The following is a 25786-nucleotide window of genomic DNA, read 5'->3' as shown; positions in this document are numbered from 1 at the left end:
CGGGCGGGTCAGCTGCTGCCGCTCTCATCCTTGAGCTTGCGCACACGGGTGGCAGAGGCTGCCAGCGGTTCGCCATCGCGACCGCGTGGCTGCATGTAGGGCAGCGGTCGCCGTGTGCTCGACTCGATCAGCTGGGAGTGCGGTTCACCGGCCTCGAAGCGATGGCGTTCACCCCACTGGCGCAGCGCGACCAGCAGCGGGAACAGTTCCAGGCCAGCGGCGGTGAGTACGTACTCCTGGTAGGCCGAGCCATCGGAAGCGGGCTTCAGCCGCAGGATGCCTGCTTCGACCAGCCGGCGCAGGCGGTCGCTGAGGATGTTGCGGGCCGCACCGAGACTGCGCTGGAAATCGCCAAAGCGGGTGACGCCATCGAAGGCATCACGGATGACCAGCAGCGCCCAGCGGTCACCGAGCAGATCGGCGCTGCGGGCGACGGGGCAGGGACTGTCGGCGTGCATGGTGGACCTCTCTGATGTGGTTGCAGTTTAAAACCAATGGCAGTAGCCTGCATCAAGTTTCAAATTGCAACTACATCATGAGTGCAGCACCCCTCCCACGCCCCCTGCTGGTCCTGCTCGCGGTTGCCGCAGGTGCCAGCGTTGCCAACGTCTATTACGCACAGCCATTGCTGGAACGCCTGGCACAGGCCTTTGCGCTGGACCCCGCGCTGGCCGGGGCGGTACTGGCAGCGACCCAGGCGGGCAGCGTGCTGGCCTTGCTGGGCCTGCTGCCATTGGCCGACAGGGGCGATCGCCGGCGACTGCTGCGCCTGCAGCTGCTGGCGCTGGTGGTCGCATTGCTGTGGTTGGCGGCCGCGCGAACGGCCATGTGGCTGTTGTCGGGCATGCTGCTGGCCGGCCTGCTGGGCACCGCGTTGACCCAGGGATTGATCGCCTACACCGCATCGCTGGCAGCGGCTGAGCAGCGCGGGCGCGTGGTTGGCCTGGTGCAGGGCGGTGTGTTCATTGGCCTGCTGCTGGCGCGTGTAGTGTCCGGCGTGGTGGCGGCCGCCGTTGGCTGGCGCGCGGTCTATCTGCTGTCGGCAGCGCTGATGGCCGCATTGGCGCTGCTGCTGTGGCGGCGTCTGCCGGCGGTGCCGGTACCGGTGGTGCCACCGGGCTGGCGTGCCTTGATGGGGTCGATGCTGGGCATGCTGCGCGATGACCGGACGCTGCGTGAGCGCGGTCCGTTGGCGCTGTTGTTGTTTGCCGGCCTCAATGTGTTCTGGGCGGCAGCGCCGCTGCCGTTGTCGGCGCCACCGCTGCACTGGTCGACCGCCGCCATCGGTGCGCTGGGCCTGGCTGGCGTGATCGGTGCGCTGCTGGCAGCGCGGGTAGGGCACTGGATGGACCGTGGATTCGCGCATCCGGTCAGCCTCGGCGCGCTGCTGCTGATGCTGGTCGCGTGGTGGCCGCTGCTGGGGTTGCCGCATTCGGTGGGCATGTTGTTGCTGGGCGTGGTCGTGCTCGATCTGGGTGGGCAGGCGCTGCATGTATCGAACCAGGCCCTGCTGCTGCGCGCGCCGGGCGAACAGCATGGACGCATGGTGGCGCTGTACATGCTGTTCTATGCGCTGGGCAGCGGTGCCGGCGCAGCGGCGGGCACATGGATGCAGGCGCGCCATGGCTGGCCTGCGGTATGCCTGCTGGGCGCCGGCATCGCATTGCTGGCGCTGCTGTGGTGGGCGGCGTGGCGGGTACCGCGCCGTGCCGCAACGTAGCGACGCGCGCGCCCGGGGTTGCCGCTACCGCTGCAATGCACGCCGCCCGGGCGCTTCCTGCAGTGCATCGCTGGCCACCACCACGCGGTTGCGGCCGCTGCGCTTGGCCTCGTACATCGCCGCGTCGGCACGGGCCATCAGCCGCTCGTAGTCCGGATGACCGTCATGGCCGGCGACACCGATGCTGGCGGTCAGGCTCAATACCTGGCCGTTGGCCAGCGGCACCGGCGATTTTGCGATCTGCCGGCGCAGGCTTTCAGCAATCACTGCCGCCTGTGATTCGCTGGCGGCGACCAGCACCACCACGAATTCCTCGCCACCGTAGCGGAACAGATAATCGCTGCCACGGGTGAGCTGGCCGAGCACCCCGGCCACGTGCTGCAGGGCGCGGTCACCCGCATCGTGGCCGTGGCCATCGTTGATCGCCTTGAAATGATCCAGGTCGAGCAGCAGCAGCGAGAACGGTGTGCGGTTGCGTGTGGCCAGCTCGATCTCCCGGCGCAGCACGGTAGGCAGGAAGCGACGGTTGAGCAGGTTGGTCAGCGCGTCGCTGCCGGCATCCAGTTCGCCGATGCGCTCGAACAGCAGTGTCATCAAGGTACGGATCGCGGCCAGGTCCTCGCGGATGGCCGGCAGCACCGCCAGTCGCTGCGCCGGAGCATCGCCGCTCGCGCGCTGCAGGTGGCCATCAATGCGGGCCATCAACTGGCCCACCTGCTGCGTTTCGCTGCTTTCGCCGAAGCTGGGGATGCCCTTGTGAGTGAACCACAGGCCGAACTCCGAGGTAGCCAGGCTGGCGTTGTCGCTGGCCTGCACGTGACCGGCCAATGCGTAGAGCAGGGCGTTTTCCCAGTCCAGCAGCAGTGCGCGCTGGCGCTCGCGTTCGGTACCGACGTTCTGTACCAGCGAGAACAGCCGGTAGGCGGCGTCGGCACGGGTGGAGCGCTCGCGCGCATGGGTGTAGGCCAGGGTCATGCCTTCCATGGCGATATCCATGATCGCGCTGAGGCAGTCGATGGCGGCGAATGCGGTGTCGCTGTCCGGTGCATCGTCACGCAGGCGCACGAACAGTTCGTGCTTGAGCACGCGCGCGCCACGGGTGACCAGGTCGACCGGAATGCCGACGCGGGCGTGCACGTCGCCGATGATCCGTTGCGAGGCCACTGTGTTGGCGATGCCGCTGGCATCGGTGGTCAGCAGCTGCGCCAGCCAGCGCTGCATGGCCGGCTGCAGGCGCTGCTTGACCTGGTCGTGGGACAGGAAACGGCGCGCACGGGTGTCCTGCAGCAGCACTTCGTAAAAGCGCTGGGCCAGCGCGGGTGGGGCATCGGTGGCAGCGGCCTTGAGCAGCGCGGTGGCGGCAGGGCCGGCCTGCAGCAGACACTGCTGCCAGGCCTCGGCCAGCGGCTGGCTGGCATCGTCCAATTGGGGTGGTTCCACGTCGATCTCTGACTGCGTACGGCAAACCACGGGTATCGGCCGCGGCGGCATACGGTTGATGGCGGGTTAGCCAGCCAGTTTACGCGCGGTGCAGGGTTGCACGGTGCGCAAAGCACATCGGCGCCGCTGCGGCAATGAGTGAACGCATTTGAGAATCAATCGCATTGATGGGAGAATGCGCGCACGGAACGGGCTGCAGGTGCCTGCTGCAGGACTGCTCCGCCTCCCCTCGTCGTTGCCTCAAGCCCTTTGCCAGAGGCCCCGTAGCCCTGCCAGAAGGTCCAGATCATGTCCCGAGCCGTTGTCATTTCGCCGCGCCCGCTGGCGCTTGCCGTTGCCGCCCTGCTGGCCGGCAGCGCCCTGACCGCCCACGCTGAAGCCGACGCCACCGATATCGACACGGTGCATGTCACCGCCTCGCAGATCGCACGCCAGGCGCTGGGCACCTCGACCATCACCGCCGAGGACATCGCCAGGCGCCCCCCGGCCAACGACATCGCAGAGCTGCTGCGGACCATGCCCGGCGTCAACCTGACCGGCAACAGTGCGTCGGGCCAGTATGGCAACAACCGCCAGATCGACCTGCGTGGCATGGGCCCGGAAAACACCCTGATCCTGGTCGATGGCAAGCGCATCGGTGCACGCGATGCGGTGCGCATGGGCCGTAGTGGCGAGCGCAATACGCGTGGTGACACCAACTGGGTGCCGGCGGAAATGATCGAGCGCATCGAAGTGCTGCGCGGACCGGCAGCGGCGCGCTATGGCTCCGGTGCTTCCGGCGGCGTGGTCAACATCATCACCAAGCGCCCGACCGGCGATCTGACCGGTGCGGTCGATCTGTATGGCCTGGTGCCCGAGCACAGCGCCGAAGGTGGCAGCGAGCGCGTCGGCGTGCAGTTGAGTGGGCCGATGACCGACACCTTGTCGTTCCGCCTGTACGGCAATCTCAACAAGACCGACGCCGATTCGCTGGCGCTCAACCGTGACTTCGCGACGAATCCGAACGCGGTGCCGCCGGCCGGTCGCGAGGGCGTCAAGAACCGCGATGTCAACGCGCTGCTGCGCTGGGACGTGACCGCCAACCAGGTGGTTGAATTCGAAGCAGGCACCAGTCGCCAGGGCAACATCTATGCTGGCGACCGCGCGGTCAGCACCACCGGTACCTCGACACCGATCGATCTGGGGGCGTTGGCCGAGCAGCGGGCCGAGACCAACCGCATGTACCGCACCACCGGCGCGATCACCCATCGCGGCCGCTGGGGTGACGTGACCTCGCGGGTAACGGCTGCAGTGGAGGCGGTGAACAACTCGCGCATCAACGAAGGCCTGGCCGGTGGTCCGGAAGGCAGCTTCAACGGCACCGACTGGTCGACCTCGCGCCTGCGCAACTACCAGCTGGATGGCGAAGTGAGCTTCCCGACCACCCTGGGCGGTGCCGAGAACATCTGGACGCTGGGCTTTGAATACCTCGACAGCCGCCTGACCGACCCGTATTCGATGAGCCAGTCCAGCAGCAGTGGCGGCGGCTTCCCGGGGCTGTCGGCCGACCGTGCGCGCGGCAAGGCCGATGCGCAGACCACCGCCGTATTCGTGGAAGACAACATCTACTTGGGCGAGCGTTGGATCATCACTCCGGGCCTGCGCTTCGACCACCACAGCCAGTTCGGCAACAACACCAGCCCCAGCCTCAATGCGCAGTTCCGCATCAACAGCGACTGGGTGGTGAAGGGCGGTATCGCCCGTGCATTCAAGGCGCCGAACCTGTACCAGTCGAATCCGGACTATCTGTACTACACCCGTGGCAATGGCTGCCCGAACGCACTGCCGAGCCTGGGTGCCGGCTGCTACATGCGGGGCAATGCGGACCTGAAGGCGGAAACCAGCCTGAACAAGGAACTGGGCGTCGAGTGGGCACCGCAGAGCGGCTGGCAGGCGTCCTTGACGTACTTCCACAACGACTACAAGGACAAGATCCAAGCCGGCTACAACCAGATCGGGCTGACTGCCGACACCAAGGGCCGCATCTTCCGCTGGGAGAATGCACCCAAGGCGATCGTGCAGGGGCTTGAAGGCAACCTAGTGATTCCGCTGCTGGGCGAGCAGGGCAACCGCCTGAAGTGGAGCAACAACTTCACCTACATGGTGGAGAACGAGAACAAGAGCACCGGCCAGCCGCTGTCGGTGATTCCGAAGTACACCGTCAACACGATGCTGGACTGGCAGGCCACCGACAAGTTGTCGCTGCTGCTGACCGGCACCTTCTACGGCAAGCAGAAGCCGGCCACCACCAACATCAACAATGATCCGCGCTGCACCGGCACCTGCGATCCGTCGATCGCGCTGCAGGACCGTGGTGCGTACAACATCTGGGGCGTGAGCGCGCGCTACAAGGTGACCGAGACGGTCAGCTTCGGTTTCGGCGTCAACAACCTGGCCGACAAGCGCCTGTTCCGCGAGGCCAACAGCAGCGATGCCGGCGCGGCCACCTACAACGAGCCGGGTCGCGCCTATTGGGCCAGCCTGCGCTTCGGGTTCTGACCGCAGGCGGACGTCGGTCCGCTGTGCTTGCCAGGCATGATCTGGCGCTACCGGGTAGCGCCGGATCATGCCCGGCGGCATCGTCCAGCGATCCGAACCCCCGGTAGCGCCGGGCCATGCCCGGCGAAGGTATCGGTGGCCTGCAATGTTATAAACACCGTGATAGTTTCCCAACGCCCTCCGGCGTAGCCTGCCTCCCATCGCAAAGGAGCTGTTGCCATGGGCCACGACCACGATCACCTGCCATCCGAGATCCGCCACGAGAAACCCTTGTGGTGGGCGCTCGGCCTGACCTCCACCTTCCTCGTTGTCGAGGTGGTGGGCGCGTTCTGGACCAACAGCCTGGCGCTGCTGTCCGACGCCGCGCACATGGCCACCGATGCGCTGGCGCTGATGATCGCGCTGGTCGCGGTGCGGCTGAGCCGGCGCCCACCGGATGCGCGCCGCACCTACGGCTATGCGCGCCTGGAAGCGCTGGGCGCGATGATCAATGGCGCGATGCTGTTCGTGGTCGCCGGCTACATCCTGTGGGAGGCCATTGGGCGTTTCCGCGAGCCGCAGGAGATTGCCTCGTCGGGCATGCTGGTGATTGCCGCGGCGGGCCTGGTCATCAATCTGATCTCGATGCGCCTGCTGCAGGCCGGCAGCGGCGAGAGCCTCAACGTGAAGGGTGCCTACCTGGAAGTGTGGGCAGACATGCTCGGCTCGGTGGCCGTGATTGCTGGCGCGCTGTTGATCAAGTGGACCGGCTGGAAGCCGATCGACCCGATCCTGGCAGTGCTGATCGGCCTGTGGGTACTGCCGCGCACCTATGTGCTGATGCGCGAGGCGATCAACGTGCTGCTGGAAGGCGTGCCCAAGGGCATGGACGTGGCCAAGGTGCGCGACAGCCTGTCCGGCCACGCTGCGGTAATGGACGTGCATGACCTGCATGTGTGGGCGCTGGCCTCCAGCACCCCGGCGCTGACCGCGCACATCGTGATGCGTGATGGCACCGACGCTGATTCACTGCGTCGAGAGCTGGGTGGCCGCCTGCACGATGACTTCGGTATCGAGCACGTGACGCTGCAGATCGAGGCGGATCATTGCGGTGAAGCCTGTGGCGAGCCGGCGCCGGCCAAGGGCGGTGAGCACGAGGGCCATGAAGGCCATGACCACGGCGAGGACGCGCAGGGCCACCGCGGCCACGTGCATCGCTGATTAAAGATGCAAGGGCATCGATCGGGTCAAACCGCCCGGGTGAAGCCGGCCTGGTAGAGTCGATTGTTAGTCGACTATCGCGCGCAGCGCGGGCATTTTCGCGACCTTGCCGAAGAGCAGTCGACTAACAGTCGACTCTACCCCGCCGCGAGGCCAGCCGATCCGCCAGCCGGGTCGGCTCCGGCAGCCGATATCCGCGCAACGTGCGCTGCACCCAGTGCAGCGCAGTATCGGCGCTGACCCGATGGCCACCGGCCACGAACAGCGGCTTGCATTTCACCTTACTGCGCAGCACCCAGCCGAGCTGCTCGTCACCGTCCAGCAGCGGTGTATGCGAACCGGCCTCGGCACCCGGCTCGACGAAGCGGCCGACCAGTTTCGATTTGGCCACGCCGATGCTTGGCAGATCGGTGACCACGCCCAGGTGCGCGGCGATGCCGAGCCGCCGCGGATGGCTGATGCCGTGGCCGTCGACGAACACCAGGTCCGGTGCGCGCGGCAGCAGCGCCAATGCGGCCAGCAGCGCCGGCAACTCGCGGAAGCTGAGCAGGCCGGGGATGTAGGGCATCACAGTAGGGATGCGCGCGATTTCCTGCGTTACAGGCAGCAGCGTCTTCGCATCCAGAAGTACCGCAGCGGCACGGGTGGTGGCGCCGTCATCCTCGAAGCCGACATCCAGCCCGGCCAGCCAGCGCACCGTGCGTGGCAGCCGGTCCTGGCGTTCCACGCGACCGGCCAGCTGGATCTGCTGCTCGCGGGCCGCGGCGACGCTGCCTTCCCAGCGTCCGGGGTCGATCACCGTATTCATTGGTTGCAGCATCGCATGTGTGGGGCCACGGCGCGGTGAGCGGCGCCCGGGGCTACAATGGCGGCCTGCCTTTCCTCGCGTTGGAGACCCTGCAGTGACCCGTAAACTCGTACTGTTGCGCCATGGCCAGAGCCAGTGGAACCTGGACAACCGCTTCACCGGCTGGGTCGATGTCGACCTGACCGAGCAGGGGCGCCGGGAAGCGGCTGCCGCCGGTCGCCTGATGCGCGAGGAAGGCCTGCAGTTCGACGTCGCCCACACCTCCGTGCTGAAGCGCGCCATCCACACCCTGCAGGGTGCGCTGGCCGAGCTGGAGCAGGACTGGCTGCCGGTGAACAAGTCCTGGCGCCTCAACGAACGCCATTACGGCGGCCTGCAGGGCCTGGACAAGGCCGAGACCGCTGCCAAGCATGGCGAGGACCAGGTCAAGGTGTGGCGTCGTTCGTACGACATCCCGCCGCCGGCCATGGACCTGGAAGATCCGGGCCACCCGATCCATGACCGCCGCTACGCTGGCCTGGACCGCAACGCGCTGCCGGGCACCGAATCGCTGGCCACCACGCTGGACCGCGTGCTGCCGTACTGGCACGACGCCATCGCGCCGCAGCTGAAGGATGGCAAGACCGTGCTGGTCACTGCCCACGGCAATTCGCTGCGCGCGCTGTACAAGTACCTCAACAACGTCTCGCGCGAGGAAATCCTCGAGCTGAACATCCCGACCGGCATCCCGCTGCTGTTCGAGTTGAACGACGACCTGACGGTGAAGTCGTTCCGCTACCTGGGCGACCCGGAAGCGGCGCGCAAGGCCGCCGAAGCCGTGGCCAACCAGGGCAAGGCGAAATAAGTAGATACCCACCGTTGGTGGGTATTCCTCTGCTGGGTGTGTGCGGACCAACGGTCCGCACCTACCCGATTGCGACCACGGGCGTTCCCCCTGTGACCTTTGGCGGTCCCCGCCGCGGGCCTGCCCGGCTACCCTGTGAAATTACCAGCAGGAGAGCCTCATGAACTTCCGCAACCTGGCCCCGTTGGGCCTGACCATCGCCATCGCTGCCTCGCTGGCCGCCTGTGGCAAGAATGAAACCGCACCGGCCGCCAACGCCGACGCCAAGCCGGCCTTCGACCAGTCGCAGATCAAGACCGCGCTGATCAGCCTCAACGGCGCCGACCTCGATCCGGCCATTTCGGCCTGTACCGACCTCAATGGCTTCGTCAACAGCAAGTGGCTGAAGGCCAACCCGGTGCCGGGCGACCAGACCACCTGGGGCAGCTTCGAGATCCTGCGCGAGCGCTCGCTGGAAGTGCAGCACGCACTGGTGCAGCAGGCCGCCGCCAGCCAGGCCAAGGCCGGCTCGGTGGAAGCCAAGATCGGTGACATCTGGAAGACCGGCAACGACGAAGCCAAGATCGAAGCCGCTGGCCTCGCTCCGCTGCAGCCGCAGCTGGACAAGATCACCGCGCTGAACGACACCGCCGCCATCACCCAGTACCTGCGCGACAGCCAGGCCGAGGGCAAGGGCGTGCTGTTCTCGCTGTTCGCAAATGCCGATTACAAGGATTCGGCCAACGTCATCGCCTACGTCGGCCAGGGCGGCCTGGGCCTGCCGGAGAAGGGTTACTACTTCGACGATGCGCAGGCCAAGATCCGCGACGCCTACGTGGCCTACATCGCGCAGGTGCTGACGCTGTCCGGCGTGGACGCGGCGCAGGCTGCCGAGCAGGCCAAGGCCGTGATGGCCTTCGAAACGCGCCTGGCCAAGGCCTCGATGTCGCGCATCGAAATGCGCGACCCGGCCAAGCGCTACAACCCGCTCAGCGCCGCCGACGCCGACAAGCTGACCCCGAACTTCAGCTGGACCGCGCTGTTCGACACCCTGAAGGTGCCGGCCGCGCAGAAGTTCTCGCTGGCACAGCCGGGCTTCTTCGGTGAAATGGACAAGATGCTGGCCGACGTGCCGGCTGCCACGTGGCAGGCCTACCTGCGCTTCCACACCATCGACGATGCCTCGCCGTACCTGAGCAGCCAGTTCGAGAAGGCCAACTTCGAGTTCTTCGGCAAGACCCTGCGCGGCCAGCAGGAAATGCAGCCGCGCTGGAAGCGTGTACTGGAGTCGGTCAACGGCGGCATGGGTGAAGCCCTGGGCCAGCTGTACGTCGACGCCGTGTTCCCGGCTGAGTCCAAGGTGGCCATGCAGCACCTGGTGGAGAACCTCTCGGTGGCGCTGAAGGCGCGCCTGGAGCAGCTGCCGTGGATGGGCGAAGAGACCAGGAAGAAGGCGCTGGAGAAGTGGGCCAGCTTCACCCCGAAGATCGGCTACCCGGACAAGTGGCGCGAGTGGACGGGCCTGCAGACCAACGCTGACAGCTACCTGGGCAACATGCAGGCCGCGCGCGCGTTCAACTACCGCTACATGCTGGACAAGATCGGCAAGCCGGTGGACAAGTCCGAGTGGGGCATGACCCCGCAGACCGTCAACGCGTACTACAACGCCACCAAGAACGAGATCGTGTTCCCGGCGGCGATCCTGCAGGCGCCGTTCTTCGACGCCAAGGCCGATCCGGCGCTGAACTACGGCGGCATCGGTGCGGTCATCGGCCACGAAATGATGCACGGCTACGATGACTCGGGCAGCCAGTTCGCCGCCAACGGCAACTTCGACAACTGGTGGACCGACGCCGACCGCAAGGCCTTCACCGAGCGTACCGACCAGCTGGTCGCGCAGTTCGATGGCTACGAGTCGGTGCCGGGCGTGTTCGTCAAGGGCAAGCTGACCCTGGGCGAAAACATCGGTGACCTCGGTGGCCTGACCGTGGCCTACGACGCGCTGCAGATGGCGCTGAAGGAAGACCCGAAGGCGAACGTGGAAGTCGACGGCCACAGCCAGGACCAGCGCTTCTTCATGAACTGGGCCACCGTGTGGCGCCGCAACTTCACCGATGGTGAGCTGCGTGTGCGCCTGAACACCGACCCGCATGCCCCGGCCAACTTCCGTGCCAACGGCGCGCCGTCGAACATGCCGTCGTATGCCGCCGCGTTCCAGTGCAAGGCCGGCGACGCGATGGTGCGTGCCGACGACAAGCGCGTGGTGATCTGGTAACCGATCGCAGGTGATGCGTGAAGCGAAAGGCCCGGCGAAAGCCGGGCCTTTTTTTTGTCCGATCGGTAGCGCCGGGCCATGCCCGGCGGATCTCAGGCCAGCGCCGGTTCCTGCGCCAGCATGCGATGGAAGCGCTGCAGCACGTAGGGATCGATCAGGCCGCCGGATTGCTCGTCGATGATCCGCAGCACCTTTTCGTGCTCCATCGCGGTGCGGTAGGGGCGCACGCTGGTCATCGCGTCGTAGGCATCGGCGATGGTGACGATGCGTGCACCGAGTGGAATGTCTTCGCCGCGCAGGCCGTCGGGATAGCCACTGCCATCGAAGGCCTCGTGATGGGTGCGGATCAGCCGTGCCACCGGTACGGCATCGCTGCGGCCGGTGGCCATGAAAATGTGCTCGCCACGCACCGGATGCTCGCGCATGATCGCGCGCTCCTCATCGGTATGCCGGCGCGGAGCCAGCAGCACATCGTCGGGAATGCCGATCTTGCCGATGTCATGGAAGCGCGCGGCCAGGCCGATCTGCGAGCAGGCATCGTCGTCGAGATCGCAGTGCGTGGCCAGGCGCTGCGCGAGGAGGCCGACGCGGTCGCAGTGGTGGCGGGTGTAGGCGTCGCGCATCTGCAGCGACATCGAGAGGGCATCGATCAGGCAGGCCTGCGCGTGCAGCAGGTCGGGAGCGGGTACGGCGTCAGGGAACATGGTCATCCGCCCGCACCGGGTGGGGACCGGTGCGGGGTGTTCGGGGGGGCGATCAACCCGGGGCGAGGGTGGTCAGAAGGGCGCGGGCCGCATTGAAGCGGTCTTCCGGCAGCGGCAGCGGGTGCTTGATGCGCAGCTTGTCAGGCCCTTCCATGGCGTACAGGTTCGGTTGTTTCTGGATCAGCTGGATCACCGCCATCGGGTCGATGTTCGGCTTGGACTCGAACACGATGCGGCCACCGTTCTCGCCAAGGTCCAGCTTGCGGATGCCGAGCGTGTTGGCCTTCAGCTTCAGCTCGGCAATGGCGAACAGGTGCTTGGCCGCATCCGGCAGCAGGCCGAAGCGGTCGATCATCTCCACCTGCAGTTCGCGCAGCGCATCGCTGTCGCGCGCGCTGGAAATGCGCTTGTACAGGGTCAGGCGGGTGTGCACGTCCGGGAGGTAGTCTTCCGGAATCAGTGCCGGCACGTGCAGCTCGACCTCGGCACCGCGCACTTCCTCGCCGGCATCCAGGTCGGGCAGCTTGCCCTGCTTGATGCTGCGAACCGCGCGTTCCAGCAGCTCGGTGTAGAGGCTGAAGCCGACCTCGGCCATCTGCCCGCTCTGGTCTTCGCCCAGCAGTTCACCGGCGCCGCGGATTTCCAGATCGTGCGTGGCCAGGGTGAAGCCGGCGCCCAGCTCGTCCATCGACGCGATTGCTTCCAGGCGCTTTTCGGCATCCGGGGTGATCGAACGACGGTCGGGGGCAACCAGGTAGGCGTAGGCACGGTGGTGCGAACGACCGACACGGCCGCGCAGCTGGTGCAGCTGGGCCAGGCCGAAGCGGTCGGCGCGGTTGATGATGATGGTGTTGGCGTTGGGGATGTCGATGCCCGATTCGATGATCGTGGTCGACAGCAGCACGTTGAAGCGCTGCTTCTGGAAATCCAGCATCACCTTTTCCAGCTCGCGCTCCGGCATCTGCCCGTGGGCAATACCGATGCGCGCCTCGGGCACCAGCTCGGACAGCTCGCGCTGCATGCGGCCGATGCTTTCCACGTCGTTGTGCAGGAAGTACAGCTGGCCGCCACGCGCCAGCTCGCGCTGGAAGGCTTCGCGCAGCAGCGCGTTGTCCCACTGGGTGATGAAGGTCTGCACCGCCAGCCGATTCGGCGGCGGCGTGGCGATGATCGACAGGTCGCGCAGGCCGGCCATGGCCATGTTGAGCGTGCGCGGGATCGGCGTAGCGGTCAGGGTCAGCAGGTGCACGTTGGCGCGCAGCGCCTTCAACGCTTCCTTCTGGCGCACGCCGAAACGCTGCTCCTCGTCGACGATGACCATGCCCAGGTCCTTGAACTTCACGTCCGGCTGCAGCAGGCGATGGGTGCCGACAATGACGTCGATGGTGCCGGCGGCAACCTTCTCCAGCTCCGCTTTGATTTCCTTGGTGCTCTTGAAGCGCGACAGCACCTCGACCTTCATCGGATAGTCGGCGAAGCGGTCGCGGAAGTTGCGGTAGTGCTGTTCGGCCAGCAGCGTGGTCGGCACCAGCACGGCCACCTGCTTGCCGGCACTGGCAGCGGCGAATGCAGCACGTACGGCGACCTCGGTCTTGCCGAAGCCGACGTCGCCGCAGACCACGCGGTCCATTGGCTGGCTGCTGGCCAGGTCGCGCAGGGTGGCGTCGATCGCGGCCAGCTGGTCCGGGGTTTCCTCGAACGGGAAGCCGGCCGCGAACGGCTCGTACATCGCGCGGTCGACCTGCAGTGCCAGGCCGGCACGTGCCTGGCGGCGGGCCTGGATCTCCAGCAGTTCGGCAGCAACGTCGCGCACCTTCTCGGCGGCCTTGCGCTTGGCCTTGCTCCACTGCTCGCCACCGAGCGAATGCAGCGGCGCGGTTTCCGCCGAAGCGCCGGAGTAGCGGCTGATCAGGTGCAGCTGGGCGACCGGCACATACAGGCGGTCGCCCTTGGCATATTCGATTTCCAGGAATTCGCCGGGCATGCCGCCGACGTCCATCGCAATCAGGCCGCGGTAGCGGCCGACACCATGGTCCTCGTGCACGATCGGCGCGCCCTCGGTCAGTTCACCGAGGTCGCGGATGATCGCTTCCGGCTCACGGCCGGCACGGCGCGTGCGGCGGGTGCTGCCGGCGCGCTCGGGGAACAGCTGGCGCTCGGTCAGCACCGCGATGCGCGGGTCGTCCAGCGCGAAGCCATCTTCCAGCGGCGCCACCGCGATCGCGAAGCGCGCATCGTCGGCGAGGAAGCTGGGCAGGTCGGCCACCACCGGTGGCTTCAGCTCGGCGGCCTGCAGCACTTCCAGCAATGCCTCGCGGCGGCCGGGTGAATCGGCGGCGATCAGCACGCGGCCCGGGTAGTGGCCGAGGAAGGACTTCAGCGCATCGCCGGCCGGTGCTTCGCGTGCGGCCACCGGCAGCGGCGGCAGCGGCTGGTCGCCCAGCGCGTGCGCGTCGGCAATGCGTGCGTGATCGGCGGCCCAGACCTCGATGCGTGGTGCATCGTTGAGGCGTTCGCGCAGCAGTTCCGGCGACAGGTACAGCGCCGACGGCGGCAGCAGCGGCCGTTCGACGTCGTGGCGGCGCTGCTCGTATCGCTCGGCGGTCTGCGCCCAGAACGTTTCTGCTGCTTCGCCAGCGCCCACGCAGACCACCGGCAGGCTGCCTTCGGGCAGATAGTCGAACAGGGTGGCGGTGCGTTCGAAGAACAGCGGCAGGTAATACTCGACGCCGGCCGGGGCCAGCCCGGATTTCAGGTCCTGGTACAGCGAACTGCGCCGGGTATCGACATCGAAGCGCTCGCGCAGCGTGGCCAGCACGCGGGCGATGCTGGCTTCGTCCATCGGCACTTCGCGGCCCGGCAGCATGTGCACCGCCTCGACCTTGTCCAGCGAGCGCTGGCTTTCCGGATCGAAGGCACGGATCGAGTCGATGTCCTCGTCCAGCAGCTCCACCCGCAGCGGCTCCTCGGCACCCATCGGGTACACGTCGAGCAGGCCGCCGCGCACCGCGAAGTCGCCCGGGTCCATCACCTGAGGCACGTTGCGGTAGCCGGCGCTTTCCAGGCGGCGCTTCTCGGCTTCCAGGTCCAGGCGCTGGCCAACCTTCAGGTCGAAGCTGCCACCGATCACATAGCTGCGCGGGGCCAGCTGCTGCAGCAGGGTCTGCACCGGCACGATCACCAGGCCGCGTTTCAGCTCGGGGAGGCGGTGCAGGGCGGACAGGCGCTGCGAGATGATGTCCGGATGCGGGCTGAAGCGGTCGTAGGGCAGGGTTTCCCAGTCCGGGAAGGCAACCACTGGCAGGGCAGGGTCGCCGCCGAGCAGGGTCTGCAGGTCGGCTTCGAGCTGGTTGGCGCCGTGGTTGTCACGGGCGATCACCAGCAGCGGGGCGTCGTGCGCACGCGCGGCCTGGGCCAGATACCAGGCCAGGGCGGTCGGCGATGCGGGAGCGCGCCACCAGGCGCGGAGCTGGCCGGCGCGCGGCAGCGGCGGGGCGGGGTATGAGGTACGCGACATGGACCCCGGATTTTAGCAGAAGCCCGATCGAAGCCCGGTGGGTCATGCCGGCCATTGGCCGGCAGCCTCATGTGCCGTTGGGGGAACGCAATGCCGGCCAGCGGCCGGCACTACCGGAATGACGCGCCGGGCGATGCCCGGCGCATCCATCAGTTGTCCAGTTCCAGCACCATCCGCACCAGGCCCTCGGCACCGGTCGGGTGCGGGACCGGCTTGAAGCCCAGCGAGGCGGCCAGCTGCTTCATTGGCTCGTTCTCGGCGGCAACGTCGCCGTACAGGCGGTCCAGGTACTTGCCACGGCCCCATTTCACCAGCTTGCGCATCAGCTGCCGGCCCAGGCCCTGGCCGATCAGGAAGCGGCTGATCAGGATCGCGTACTCGGCTTCACGGGTACCGGGGATGATCGAGGCCCGGGCGACCGCGCCGACTACCGCCTCACCGGCGGGCAGGGATTCGGCAGCGACCAGGGTGATCTCGGTCTTCGGATTCGGGTGGGTCAGGCGCTGGGTGGTTTCCGGCGAAAGCTCGGTCACCGCCTGCAGGAAACGATCACGGATTTCTTCCGGCCCGAACAGGCTGAACGCTGCTTGCAGCGGCGCGCCATCTTCCGGGCGGATGGGGCGGATCAGCAGCTCGTGGCCGCTGGGAGCCTTGAAGATCTCATGCCAGGGCGGCATGCGGTTGCGAGTGGCCATACCGGGTGATTCCTTGGTGGTCCATCGATTGTGGCATCACCGGGGCTGCATTCCGTGAACGAAAGGCTCACGGCGGTACAGCCTCGTGAAGGCCGTTATTCGGGTGCTTTGAGCCAATCCAGGCGGGTGCTGGCGCCGGGCTCGCCCAGGTGCTGGCGCAGCGCCGGCAGGGCCGGGCCGACCACCCGGTCGAACTGCCAGGGTGGGTTGAGCAGCAACATGCCACTGCCGTTGAGGCGCAGCGGCGAGTCGTCCGGGCGCACCAGGAATTCGATCGTCATCGCCGATTTCACCGGCAGCGCGCTGGCCTTGCGCAGGAAATGCAGGATGGTGCGGCGCTGCTTGATCGGGAACCAGACCGCACAGGTGGCCTGCGGCCAGCGCGCCAGGGTCTCGGCCAGGGCGGCCAGGACCGCCTGATATTCGGCATCCTGGGCTTCGTAGGGCGGATCGATCAGCACCAGGCCGCGGCCGATCTTGCTGCCGTTGAACTTCGGCGGCAGCAGCGAGCGCAGCAGCGCGTAACCGTCGCCGGGATGCACGCCGACCCGGCTGTCATGGGCGAACAGCGCTTTCAGCGTGGCCGTTTCGGCTTCCTGCAGCTCACAGACCGCCATGCGGTCCTGTGCGCGCATCGCCTGCGCGCTCAGCAGCGGCGAGCCCGGATAATTGGTCATCGCGCCGACCGGATTGCCGGCCTGTACCGCCTTCAGGTAGCGCTCGACCACCTCCGGCAGCTTGGGCTGGGCCATCAGGCGCATGATCCCGGACTCGGCCTCCAGGGTCTTGCGGCTCTCTTCGCTGGCCAGCAGGTAGCGGCCGGCACCGCCGTGGGTGTCGAGCACGAAGAACGGGCTGTCCTTGCGCTTGAAGCTGTCGATCAGGGCCAGCTGCACGATGTGCTTGAGCACATCGGCGTGGTTGCCGGCATGGAAGGCGTGGCGATAGTTCATGGGCGGCAGTGTACGGGGCGGCGGCCGCAGCGGCTATGCTGCGCGCCATGACAGCTCCCGTTGCCCATGTCCTGCTGGTCGAGGACGAAGCCGCCATCGCCGAAACCGTGCTCTATGCGCTGCGCAGCGAAGGCTATGCCGCCAGCCATTGCCTGCTGGGCGGTGAGGCTCTGCTGCGGCTGCAGGCCGGCGGCATCGACGTGGTGGTGCTGGATGTCGGCCTGCCCGACCTCGGTGGCTTCGAGGTCTGCCGCCGGCTGCGCGCCTTGCCGGGCCCAGAGGCGCAGCTGCCGGTGATCTTCCTGACCGCCCGCAACGACGAGGTGGATCGCGTGCTCGGCCTGGAGCTGGGTGCCGATGACTACATGACCAAGCCGTTCTCGCCGCGCGAGCTGGTGGCGCGGGTGCGTGCGCGGCTGCGCCGTGCGCTGCCGGCGGTATCGGCCACAGCCAGCACCGAAGGTGGCTGGCAGGAGCTGGGCACCTTCGCCATCGACCGCGAGGGCCGGCGTATCCGTTTCCGTGGCCAGGCATTGGACCTGACCCGCTACGAATATGCGCTGCTGGAGGCGCTGCTGCAGCGTCCTGGCGCCATCCTCAGCCGCGCCCAGCTGATGGACCGGGGCTGGGACAGCAGTGCCGACAGTGCCGACCGCACCGTCGATACCCACGTCAAGACGCTGCGCGCCAAGCTGCGTGCGGCCGGTGCCAGCGACGATCCGATCCGTACCCACCGTGGCCTCGGCTACGCGCTGGAGGTCTAGCGATGCGCCTGGTGCTGAAGCTGTTCCTCGGCTTCTTCCTGATCACCGGCATCGCCGCGTTCTTCGTGATGCGCGTGTTCGTCAACGAAGTGAAGCCCGGTGTGCGTCAGGCGATGGAATCGACCCTGGTCGACGCGGCCAACGTGCTGGCCGAGATGGCTGCCGCCGACGTCAAGGACGGCACCATCCGCAGCGGCAGCTTCACCCGCAACCTGGCCAAGGCGCGGCAGCGCGACCTGAAGGCGATGGTCTGGCGCTTCCCGAAGCGCTCGCTCGACTACCGGGTGACCATCACCGATGCCAAGGGCATCGTCATCTACGACTCGCTGGGCCGTGACCTGGGCCGTGACAATTCGCGCTGGAACGATGTCTACCGCACCCTGCGTGGCGAGTACGGCGCCCGTTCCAGCCCCGAGATTGCCGGTGAAGAGGGCGATACGGTGATGCACGTGGCGGCACCGGTATACGACCCGGTGGATGGCCGAACCCTGATCGGCGTGCTCAGCCTGGCCCAGCCCAATCGCAGCATCGATCCGTTCATCGCCGCCAGCCAGCGCGCCATCATCGAGCGTGGTGCGTGGCTGATCGGGCTGTCGGCGCTGGTCGGTGTGCTGGTGACGATGTGGCTGACCACTGGCCTTGGCCAGCTCAGCCGCTATGCGCGCGCGGTCACCGCCGGCGAACCGGTGCCACCGCCACGCCGCCGCCGCGACGAGATCGGTGATCTCGGCCAGGCCCTGGAAACCATGCGCCGCAAGCTGGAAGGCAAGGCCTACGTCGAGCAGTACGTGCAGTCACTGACCCACGAGATGAAGAGCCCGCTGGCAGCGATCCGTGGTGCCGCCGAGCTGCTGCAGGAGCCGCTGCCCGAGGCCGACCGCGTGCACTTCGCACGCAGCATCGTCGACCAGCAGGAGCGCCTGACCGAGACCATCGACAAGCTGCTGGCGCTGGCCGAGGTAGAGCAGCACGGCTGGCTGCAGACCCGCGACCCGATCGCCGTGCCGGTGCTGCTGGCCGATGCTGCTGCGGCGGCGCAGGTGCGCGCACAGGCGGCCGGGGTGCAGGTCCGCATCGGCAGCGTGCCCGACCTGCGTGTGCAGGGCGACACCTATCTGCTGCGGCAGGCACTGCACAACCTGATCGACAATGCGATCGCCTTCTCACCGGCGGGCGCGGACATCGCGCTGCACGCAGATCTGGACGGCCAGGGCGTTCGCCTGCAGGTGGCCGACCGCGGTGCCGGCATTCCCGACTATGCGCGCGAACGCATATTCGAACGCTTCTATTCACTGGCCCGCCCCGGCAGCGGCCGGCGCAGCTCCGGCCTGGGGCTGCCGTTCGTGCAGGAGGTTGCGCGCCTGCATGACGGTCGCGCCAGCGTTGACGACCGCGAGGGCGGCGGCACCGTAGCCAGCCTGTGGTTGCCGCTGGTCGTGCCTGGCCAGCGCCCGCGGCGCTGACTTCACACTCGCTTCAAATTCGCCACAAACCCTGCTCACCGCAGCGGTCCATCCTGCAGTCCTCTCCAACGAGGATGGACCATGAAATCCCTGAAGATGCTGCTGCGGTTCGCCATTGTCGGCGGGCTGATCCTGCTGCTGCTGATCCCGCTGATGATGATCCGCGGGGTCATCAACGAGCGCAGCCAGTACCGCGATGAGGCCTTTGCACGGGTGGCTGACAGCCGCGCCGGCGTGCAGCGCCTGGTGGGGCCGGTGCGTGTGGTGCCGTGGGTGGAACGCAAGGAAGTTGAACTGGTCGACTCGCTGGGCGTCAAGAAGACCGAAGTGCAGGTCACCGAGGGCCATTGGCTGCAGATGCCGGCGTCGCTGGATGTCGGTGGCGAGATGCTGCCGAGCCAGCGCGAGGTGGGCCTGTTCAAGGTGCCGGTGTACAGCTGGAACGGCCAGTTGAAGGCCACCTTCGCCGCTGACGACTATCCGGTGAAGGCCGGCCGCAGCTATGGCCAGCCGTACGTGGCGCTGGGCATTTCCGATGTGCGTGGCCTGGTTGGCACACCGAACCTGCGCGTGGATGGCAAGCAGCTGCGCCTGTTGCCGGGCGTTGGTGCGGCCAGCGAGGTCGGTCGTGGCCTGCATGCACCGGTGGCCGGTTTCGCCGAGGATCAGGGCGGCACCCTGGCCGGCAGTACGGTTGAACTGGAGCTGCGCCTGGACGGCAGCCGCATGCTGTCGGTGGTGCCGGTGGGCGATGACACCAAGATCGCATTGCGCTCCAGCTGGCCGCACCCGTCGTTCAGCGGTGCGTTCCTGCCCAACGAGCGTCGGGTCGATGCACAGGGCTTCGATGCACGCTGGGCGGTGTCCTCGCTGGCCTCCGACGCACAGCGACAACTGCGCAGCGACGGTGCGATTGATTCGCAGGCGGTGACGGTGTCGCTGGTCGATCCGGTCGATGCCTATACCCAGGCCGATCGTGCTTCCAAGTACGGCGTGCTGTTCGTGGTGCTGACCTTCGTCGGCTTCATCCTGTTCGAGCTGATCAAGTCGCTGCGCATCCATCCGCTGCAGTACCTGATGGTCGGCCTCGCACTGGCGATCTTCTTCCTGCTGCTGATCAGCCTGTCCGAGCACATCGCCTTCTGGAAGGCGTACCTGGTATCGGCGGTGGCCTGTATCGGCCTGCAGGCGGTGTACCTGGCCAACGTGTTGGGTCACTGGAAGCGCGGCCTTGGCTTCGCTGCGCTGCTGACTGTGTTGTATGGCGCGCTGTATGGCCTGCTGGTATCGGAAAACAACGCGCTGCTGATGGGCTCGCTGCTGCTGTTCGTGATCCTGGCGCTGGCGATGTGGGTGACGCGCCGGGTCGACTGGTACGCGCTCGGCGCGGACCTGAAGTAAGGAGCAGGCCATGAGCTGGCGCCAGGGATTGCGGCAACGGGCACGGCAGGGCATTCCTGCCCTGCTGGAAGTGGATGCGCTGCTGCAGGCACATGGCGTGCTGGCGGCCCTGCCGGGGGCACGGATCGCCCCTGGCCTGGTCCGCTTCCAGCTGGCAGCGGTGACCTGTGAGGGATTGCAGGGCCAGGGACTGGCCTGGCTGCAGGGCGCGCGGCAGGGACGCGGCGCGCTGGCCGGCAGGGTGCCGCGCTACCGGCCATGGAAGGCCGGGGCGCAGGCGCTGGCCGAGATCGGCATCGGTGGCCTGCCCGAGGACTGGCCTGAGCATGCGGCGGTGTACGGCTGCAGCAGCATCGACCGGCGGCACTGGTTGCTGCTGCTGCCGGAACGGGCGCAGTTGTGGCTGGGCTGGAGTGGATGATTCGGTTGTTCATCCACGCATGGCGTGGATCTACTGTCGCTGTCCATGACCGATGGGACGGTATCGGCGCGCCCCTGCTGGCTAGACTCGATGGGTTGATGATCGAGCCGAAGGGCAGGGGTGCGATGTGTTGAAGTGGGGCATGCTGGCCGCAGCGCTGGCGATGGGTGGCAATGCAGGCGCGCAGCAGCGCGAGACGGTGGACCTGGACATGGTCAGCCGCATCCGCCAGGAGGCCTTCCATCGTTCGCAGGTGATGGACACCTTCAGCTACCTCACCGAACGCATCGGTCCGCGCCTGACCAACTCGCCGGCGATGGGCCGCGCCAATGCGTGGACGCGTGGCAAGTTCAACGAATGGAAGCTGGACAACGTCCACGACGAAGCCTTCGACGACTTCGGGCGTGGCTGGGAGTTCACTTCGGCCAGCGTAGAGATGCTCGGTGACCGCGTGCAGCCGCTGCATGCGCTGCCCAAGGCCTGGACCCCTGGTACCAAGGGCCCGGTTGAAGGCGAGCTGGTGCAGGTCGAGATCAAGAAGCCCGAGGACATCGAGAAGTACCGCGGCAAGCTGCGTGGCAAGATCCTGCTGCTGGGCGAGGCGCGCGAATACAAGCGCGGCACCGAAGCGGATTCGCACCGCCACGACGCCACCTCGCTGGAGGGCCTGCAGGAATTCACCCTGCCCAAGGACAAGGACGCCACCGCCGAGCGTGCGAAGCGGGTCAAGGAGTACCAGGAGCGCCAGCAGCTGGCGACCAAGGTCAATGCGTTCTTCGTGGAAGAGGGCGCGCTGGCCTCGATCAGCATCAGCAGCTGGGACAACGGCGTCATCCGCGTTGCCGGTGGCGGCTCGCGCAAGGCCGGTGAGTCGGTGGGCATCCCCGAACTGGCGATGATCGCCGAGCACTTCAATCCGCTGGTGCGCGCGCTGGAGGCCAAGCAGACCGTGCGCCTGCGCGTGGACGTGGCCGCGCGCTTCACCGACGAGGCCGACCAGCCCGGTTACAACACGCTGGCCGAGATCCGTGGCAGCAGCAGGCCCGATGAAGTGGTGATGATCGGCGCGCACCTGGATTCCTGGCACAGTGGTACCGGTGCGGCCGACAACGCGGCCGGCGTGGCGGTGATGATGGAAGCGATGCGCATCCTCAAGGCCACCGGCGCCAAGCCCAAGCGCACCATCCGCGTGGCGCTGTGGAGCGGTGAGGAACAGGGCCTGATCGGCTCGCAGGCTTATGTGGCCAAGCACTTCGGCCGGTTCCCGGAACCCACCGATCCGGCGCAGAAGGCGCTGCCGGCCTCGCTGCGCGAGCCGACCGGCGCACTGCAGAAGACCCGCGACTACGGCAAGTTCCAAGTCTACTTCAACATGGACAACGGCTCCGGCCGCTTCCGTGGCATCTATGCGCAGGAAAACCTGGCGGCGATGCCGATCTTCGAAGCCTGGCTGGCGCCGTTCCATGACGTCGGTGCCACCACCGTGGCCACCCGCAACACCGGCAGCACCGACCACATCAGCTTCGACCGCATCGGCCTGCCGGGCTTCCAGTTCATCCAGGACCGGCTGGACTACTTCACCAACGTCCACCACAGCCACCTCGATACCTGGGATCACGCCGAGCCGGAAGACCTGAAGCAGGCCGCGGCCATCGTCGCCTCGTTCGCCTACAACGCCGCGACGCGCGAGCAGTCCTTCCCACGCAAGGTAGAACCGTAAAAGGGGACGGAGGGGATTAAGTCGTTTCTCCCCTCCGTTTCCCGGCCGCAGCTCCAGGAGCTGGGCAATCGCGACTTAATCCCCTCCGTCCCCTTTTTCCGTAGGCGGCGGTGGGCTGGTAAAATCGGGGGATTCCCGTTCCTCGAGCCGTCCATGACCTGCCGCACCCGCTTCGCCCCCAGTCCCACCGGCTACCTGCACATCGGTGGTGCCCGCACTGCGCTGTACTGCTGGCTGGAGGCCCGCCACCGTGGCGGCGAGTTCGTGCTGCGCATCGAGGATACCGACCGTGAGCGCAGCACCCAGGGCGCGATCGACGCGATCCTGGAGGCGATGGAGTGGCTGGGCCTGGACTATGACGAAGGCCCGATCTACCAGACCGACCGCGTCGCCCGTTACCTGGAAGTGGCCGAGCAGCTGGTTGCCGACGGCAAGGCCTACTACGCCTACGAGACCCGCGAAGAGCTCGATGCGATGCGCGAGGCGGCCATGGCCAAGCAGGAAAAGCCGCGCTACAACGGCGCCGCGCGCGAGCTGGGCCTGCCGCGCAAGGACGACCCGAACCGCGTCATCCGCTTCAAGAACCCGCTGCAAGGCACCGTGGTGTTCGACGACCTGATCAAGGGCCGCATCGAGATCGCCAACAGCGAGCTGGACGACATGGTCATCTTCCGCCCGGACGGCTTCCCTACCTACAACTTCGCGGTGGTGGTGGACGACTGGGACATGGGCATCACCGAGGTCATCCGCGGTGACGACCACATCAACAACACCCCGCGCCAGATCAACCTGTACGAAGGCATCGGCGCGCCGGTACCGAAGTTCGGCCATATGCCGATGATCCTGGACGAGCAGGGCGCCAAGCTGTCCAAGCGCACCGGCGCGGCCGACGTGATGCAGTACAAGGACGCCGGCTACCTGCCCGACGCGCTGCTGAGCTACCTGGCCCGCCTGGGCTGGTCGCACGGTGACCAGGAGCTGTTCAGCCGCGAGGAACTGATCGAGCTGTTCGACGTGAAGGACTGCAATTCCAAGGCCTCGCGCCTGGACATGGCCAAGCTGGGTTGGGTCAACCAGCACTTCCTGAAGACCGAGGACGTGGCCGCCATCGTCCCGCACCTGGTCTACCAGCTGCAGAAGCTGGGCCTGGACGTGGCCGCCGGCCCCGCCCCGGAGGACGTGGTGATCGCCCTGCGTGAACGCGTACAGACCCTGAAGGAAATGGCCGAGAAGGCCGTGGTCTGGTACCAGCCGCTGACCGAGTACGACGAAGCGGCGGTGGCCAAGCACTTCAAGGCCGGTGCCGAAGTGGCGCTGGGCAAGGCCCGCGAACTGCTGGCGGCGCTGCCGGAGTGGACCGCCGAGGCGGTGGGCGTAGCCCTGCACGACACCGCCGCCGCGCTGGAGATGGGCATGGGCAAGGTCGCCCAGCCGCTGCGCGTGGCCATCACCGGCACCCAGGTCAGTCCTGACATTTCCCATACTGTGTATCTGGCCGGACGCGATCAGGCCTTGAAACGCATTGATGTGGCCATCACCAAGGTAGCAACGGCCTGAGGCATCCTTGCCAGGCCCGAACCGGAGAACACGCATGCCCGCCAAGACCGCCACAGCCTGTACCGCCCCGCACCACCACGTCCACGACGCATCGGATTTCGTGGCGGTGGTCGAGCGTGTCTCGCGCGAACGCGGGCTGCGCCTGACCCCGATCCGCGCCAACGTGCTGAAGCTGATCGCCGAGGCCGGCAAGCCGGTCAAGGCCTATGAACTGCTGGAATGGGTGCGCAACGGCAAGGGCGTGGGCGCTGATGCCCCGCCCACCGTCTACCGTGCGCTCGACTTCCTGATGGCCAATGGCTTCGTGCACAAGCTGGAGTCGGTGAATGCCTTCGTGGCCTGCCACCACCCCAGCAGCGCCGCGCACTCGGTGCCGTTCCTGATCTGCAACAGCTGCCACAGCGCGGTGGAACTGGAAGACCGCGAGATCGTCACCCAGCTGGAAAAGCGTGCCAAGGAGCTGGGTTTCCAGCCGCAGGCACAGACCCTGGAAGTGCACGGCCTCTGCGCGCGCTGCGCCGGGTAACGCAACGGTAGTGCCGGCCGCTGGCCGGCATAGGAGCGGGGTCAGATCCCTTTGCCATTGGCAAAGGGATCTGACCCCGTTTCATGACAAGGCTAGTCCATCGGCTTGCTCGCGGTATCCACCCGCACGATCACCGACATGCCAGGCCGCAGCTGCGCGGCCAGTTTCTGGCCTTCATTGATCGATATCCGCACCGGCAGCCGCTGCACCACCTTGGTGAAGTTGCCGCTGGCGTTGTCAGGGCGCAGCACGCTGAATTCCGACCCGGTGGCTGGCGCGATCTCCTGCACGCGGCCGCGCAGCACCTGGCCCTGGAACGCGTCCACCGAGAACGTGGCCGGCTGACCGATCGCCATCCCCCAGGTCTGGCCTTCCTTGTAGTTGGCCACCACCCATAGCGTGTCAGGTACCAGGAACAGCAGCTGCGAACCGGCGGCGACGTACTGGCCCACGCGCACGCTGGCTTCGCTGATCTGGCCGTCGCGCGGTGCGTGAATCACCGTGTTGGCCAGGTCGATGCGCGCCAGTTCCAGTTGTGCCTGTGCACTTTCCACCTGTGCCTCCAGGCTCTTGCGCGCCACCTGGGTCGACACCAGCGTTTCCTCGGCGATGCGGATCTGCGCCTGCGACTGCTGCACGCTGGCCTGTGCCGAGGCCTGGGTGGTGCGGAACTTGTCGCGGTCGTTGACCGACACCAGTTGCTGCGCAGCCAGTTCCTCGTAGCGTTTCAATTCATTGCGCGAACGCTGCAGCTCGGCCTGGCCGGCCGACAGCGTGGCGTGCGCCGAAGCGATCTGCGCACGGTTCTGTGCCTGCGACTGATCCGAGTTGGCCAGTGCCGCACGTGCGCTGTCCAGCGTTGCCTGCGCCTGGGCGACACGCTGCGCGTAGATGCGGTCATCGATACGCAGCAGCGGCTCGCCCTCCCTTACGTGTTGGAAGTCCTTCACCAGCACTTCGGTCACGTAGCCGTTCACCTGTGGCGCCATCACCGTGATCTGCCCGCGCACATAGGCGTTGTCGGTCACCATCACGCTGCTGGTGAACGGCCACAGGTGCCAGGCGCGCAGGATCAGCGCAATGCCCAGCAAGGCGACCACCACCATCACCACCACGCTGCGCGCGCTGGGCTTGAGGTACTTCGGCGCGGCAGCCGGTGCCGCCGGCGTGGGCGCAGGTGCCGCATCGGTCGGCGGCGGTGGAGTGACGTTGTCGGCGTCGATGTCGTCGGGGCGGGGCGGGACGGGAGGCATGGAAGAGG

At 67.0% G+C, this 25786-nt stretch carries 20 protein-coding genes; 12 read left to right on the top strand and 8 right to left on the bottom strand.

All coding sequences use genetic code 11. The features are described from left to right. Positions 1–8: 8 nt before the first annotated feature. Positions 9–458, bottom strand: coding sequence for a winged helix-turn-helix transcriptional regulator (locus AC0Z6F_RS07020; protein WP_004150103.1), 450 nt, complete (start codon positions 456–458; stop codon positions 9–11). A gap of 77 nt (positions 459–535) precedes the next feature. Between AC0Z6F_RS07020 and AC0Z6F_RS07015 the strand changes: the two genes are divergently transcribed. Continuing rightward, positions 536–1720 carry an MFS transporter gene (locus AC0Z6F_RS07015; protein ID WP_485616850.1) on the top strand — a complete coding sequence of 395 codons (1185 nt, stop codon included), beginning with the start codon at positions 536–538 and terminating at the stop codon, positions 1718–1720. Positions 1721–1744: 24 nt separating this feature from the next. Here AC0Z6F_RS07015 and AC0Z6F_RS07010 read toward each other — a convergent pair whose 3' ends face one another. Next, the gene (locus tag AC0Z6F_RS07010; protein ID WP_197585157.1) at positions 1745–3160 is read right to left on the bottom strand and encodes a GGDEF domain-containing protein; all 1416 of its coding nucleotides are present in this window, start codon (positions 3158–3160) and stop codon (positions 1745–1747) included. A gap of 288 nt (positions 3161–3448) precedes the next feature. Here AC0Z6F_RS07010 and AC0Z6F_RS07005 point away from each other — a divergent pair, with 288 nt between their 5' ends. After that, on the top strand, positions 3449–5698 hold the full coding sequence (locus AC0Z6F_RS07005; RefSeq protein ID WP_485616848.1) for a TonB-dependent siderophore receptor: 2250 nt from the start codon (positions 3449–3451) through the stop codon (positions 5696–5698). A gap of 219 nt (positions 5699–5917) precedes the next feature. Then, entirely contained in the window at positions 5918–6898 is a 981-nt protein-coding gene (locus AC0Z6F_RS07000) for a cation diffusion facilitator family transporter (protein WP_012510471.1), read from the top strand. A gap of 124 nt (positions 6899–7022) precedes the next feature. Here the strand turns inward: AC0Z6F_RS07000 and nfi are convergent, their stop codons facing one another. Next, positions 7023–7706 (bottom strand): deoxyribonuclease V, encoded by a 684-nt coding sequence (gene nfi, locus AC0Z6F_RS06995; RefSeq protein ID WP_012510472.1) that lies wholly within the window; start codon positions 7704–7706, stop codon positions 7023–7025. 94 nt (positions 7707–7800) lie between these two features. Here nfi and gpmA point away from each other — a divergent pair, with 94 nt between their 5' ends. Next, positions 7801–8550 (top strand): 2,3-diphosphoglycerate-dependent phosphoglycerate mutase, encoded by a 750-nt coding sequence (gene gpmA / locus AC0Z6F_RS06990; RefSeq protein WP_004150217.1) that lies wholly within the window; start codon positions 7801–7803, stop codon positions 8548–8550. A gap of 160 nt (positions 8551–8710) precedes the next feature. Next, complete coding sequence (locus AC0Z6F_RS06985; protein ID WP_485616847.1) at positions 8711–10804, top strand: M13 family metallopeptidase; 2094 nt, start codon at positions 8711–8713, stop codon at positions 10802–10804. A gap of 92 nt (positions 10805–10896) precedes the next feature. On the opposite strand, the gene AC0Z6F_RS06980 is transcribed toward AC0Z6F_RS06985, so the two are convergent. The 4 genes from AC0Z6F_RS06980 to AC0Z6F_RS06965 form a co-directional block, all read right to left on the bottom strand. Beyond that, positions 10897–11514 (bottom strand): HD-GYP domain-containing protein, encoded by a 618-nt coding sequence (locus AC0Z6F_RS06980; protein ID WP_100468076.1) that lies wholly within the window; start codon positions 11512–11514, stop codon positions 10897–10899. Between the two features lie 46 nt (positions 11515–11560). Continuing rightward, positions 11561–15025, bottom strand: coding sequence for a transcription-repair coupling factor (mfd, locus tag AC0Z6F_RS06975; RefSeq protein WP_100434309.1), 3465 nt, complete (start codon positions 15023–15025; stop codon positions 11561–11563). Positions 15026–15174: 149 nt separating this feature from the next. Next, positions 15175–15720, bottom strand: a complete 546-nt coding sequence (locus AC0Z6F_RS06970) for a GNAT family N-acetyltransferase (RefSeq protein WP_004150340.1) — start codon at positions 15718–15720, stop codon at positions 15175–15177. Positions 15721–15815: 95 nt separating this feature from the next. After that, a complete protein-coding gene (locus tag AC0Z6F_RS06965; RefSeq protein WP_004150342.1) occupies positions 15816–16673 on the bottom strand; it encodes a 23S rRNA (adenine(2030)-N(6))-methyltransferase RlmJ in 858 nt (285 codons plus the stop codon). Between the two features lie 35 nt (positions 16674–16708). Here AC0Z6F_RS06965 and creB point away from each other — a divergent pair, with 35 nt between their 5' ends. From creB to AC0Z6F_RS06930, 7 genes are all read left to right on the top strand, one after another. Further along, complete coding sequence (creB, locus tag AC0Z6F_RS06960; protein WP_012510476.1) at positions 16709–17437, top strand: two-component system response regulator CreB; 729 nt, start codon at positions 16709–16711, stop codon at positions 17435–17437. A gap of 2 nt (positions 17438–17439) precedes the next feature. After that, complete coding sequence (gene creC / locus AC0Z6F_RS06955; RefSeq protein ID WP_004150402.1) at positions 17440–18900, top strand: two-component system sensor histidine kinase CreC; 1461 nt, start codon at positions 17440–17442, stop codon at positions 18898–18900. Positions 18901–18981: 81 nt separating this feature from the next. After that, a complete protein-coding gene (creD, locus tag AC0Z6F_RS06950; protein WP_012510478.1) occupies positions 18982–20301 on the top strand; it encodes a cell envelope integrity protein CreD in 1320 nt (439 codons plus the stop codon). Positions 20302–20311: 10 nt separating this feature from the next. After that, positions 20312–20722, top strand: coding sequence for a hypothetical protein (locus AC0Z6F_RS06945; RefSeq protein ID WP_012510479.1), 411 nt, complete (start codon positions 20312–20314; stop codon positions 20720–20722). Positions 20723–20864: 142 nt separating this feature from the next. Beyond that, positions 20865–22442, top strand: coding sequence for a M20/M25/M40 family metallo-hydrolase (locus AC0Z6F_RS06940; protein ID WP_485616845.1), 1578 nt, complete (start codon positions 20865–20867; stop codon positions 22440–22442). Between the two features lie 153 nt (positions 22443–22595). Next, on the top strand, positions 22596–23999 hold the full coding sequence (gltX, locus tag AC0Z6F_RS06935) for a glutamate--tRNA ligase (RefSeq protein WP_485616844.1): 1404 nt from the start codon (positions 22596–22598) through the stop codon (positions 23997–23999). Between the two features lie 34 nt (positions 24000–24033). Next, entirely contained in the window at positions 24034–24525 is a 492-nt protein-coding gene (locus AC0Z6F_RS06930) for a Fur family transcriptional regulator (protein ID WP_004150412.1), read from the top strand. A 92-nt stretch (positions 24526–24617) separates the two neighbouring features. On the opposite strand, the gene AC0Z6F_RS06925 is transcribed toward AC0Z6F_RS06930, so the two are convergent. After that, positions 24618–25778 (bottom strand): HlyD family secretion protein, encoded by a 1161-nt coding sequence (locus tag AC0Z6F_RS06925; RefSeq protein WP_100468078.1) that lies wholly within the window; start codon positions 25776–25778, stop codon positions 24618–24620. Between the last annotated feature and the right edge of the window lie 8 nt (positions 25779–25786).

The organism is Stenotrophomonas sp. 1L-E-5-B-C3 (assembly GCF_057292075.1).
The sequence above is the reverse complement of the archived record's forward strand: the minus strand, read 5'-3'. Positions and strand labels throughout refer to the sequence as shown.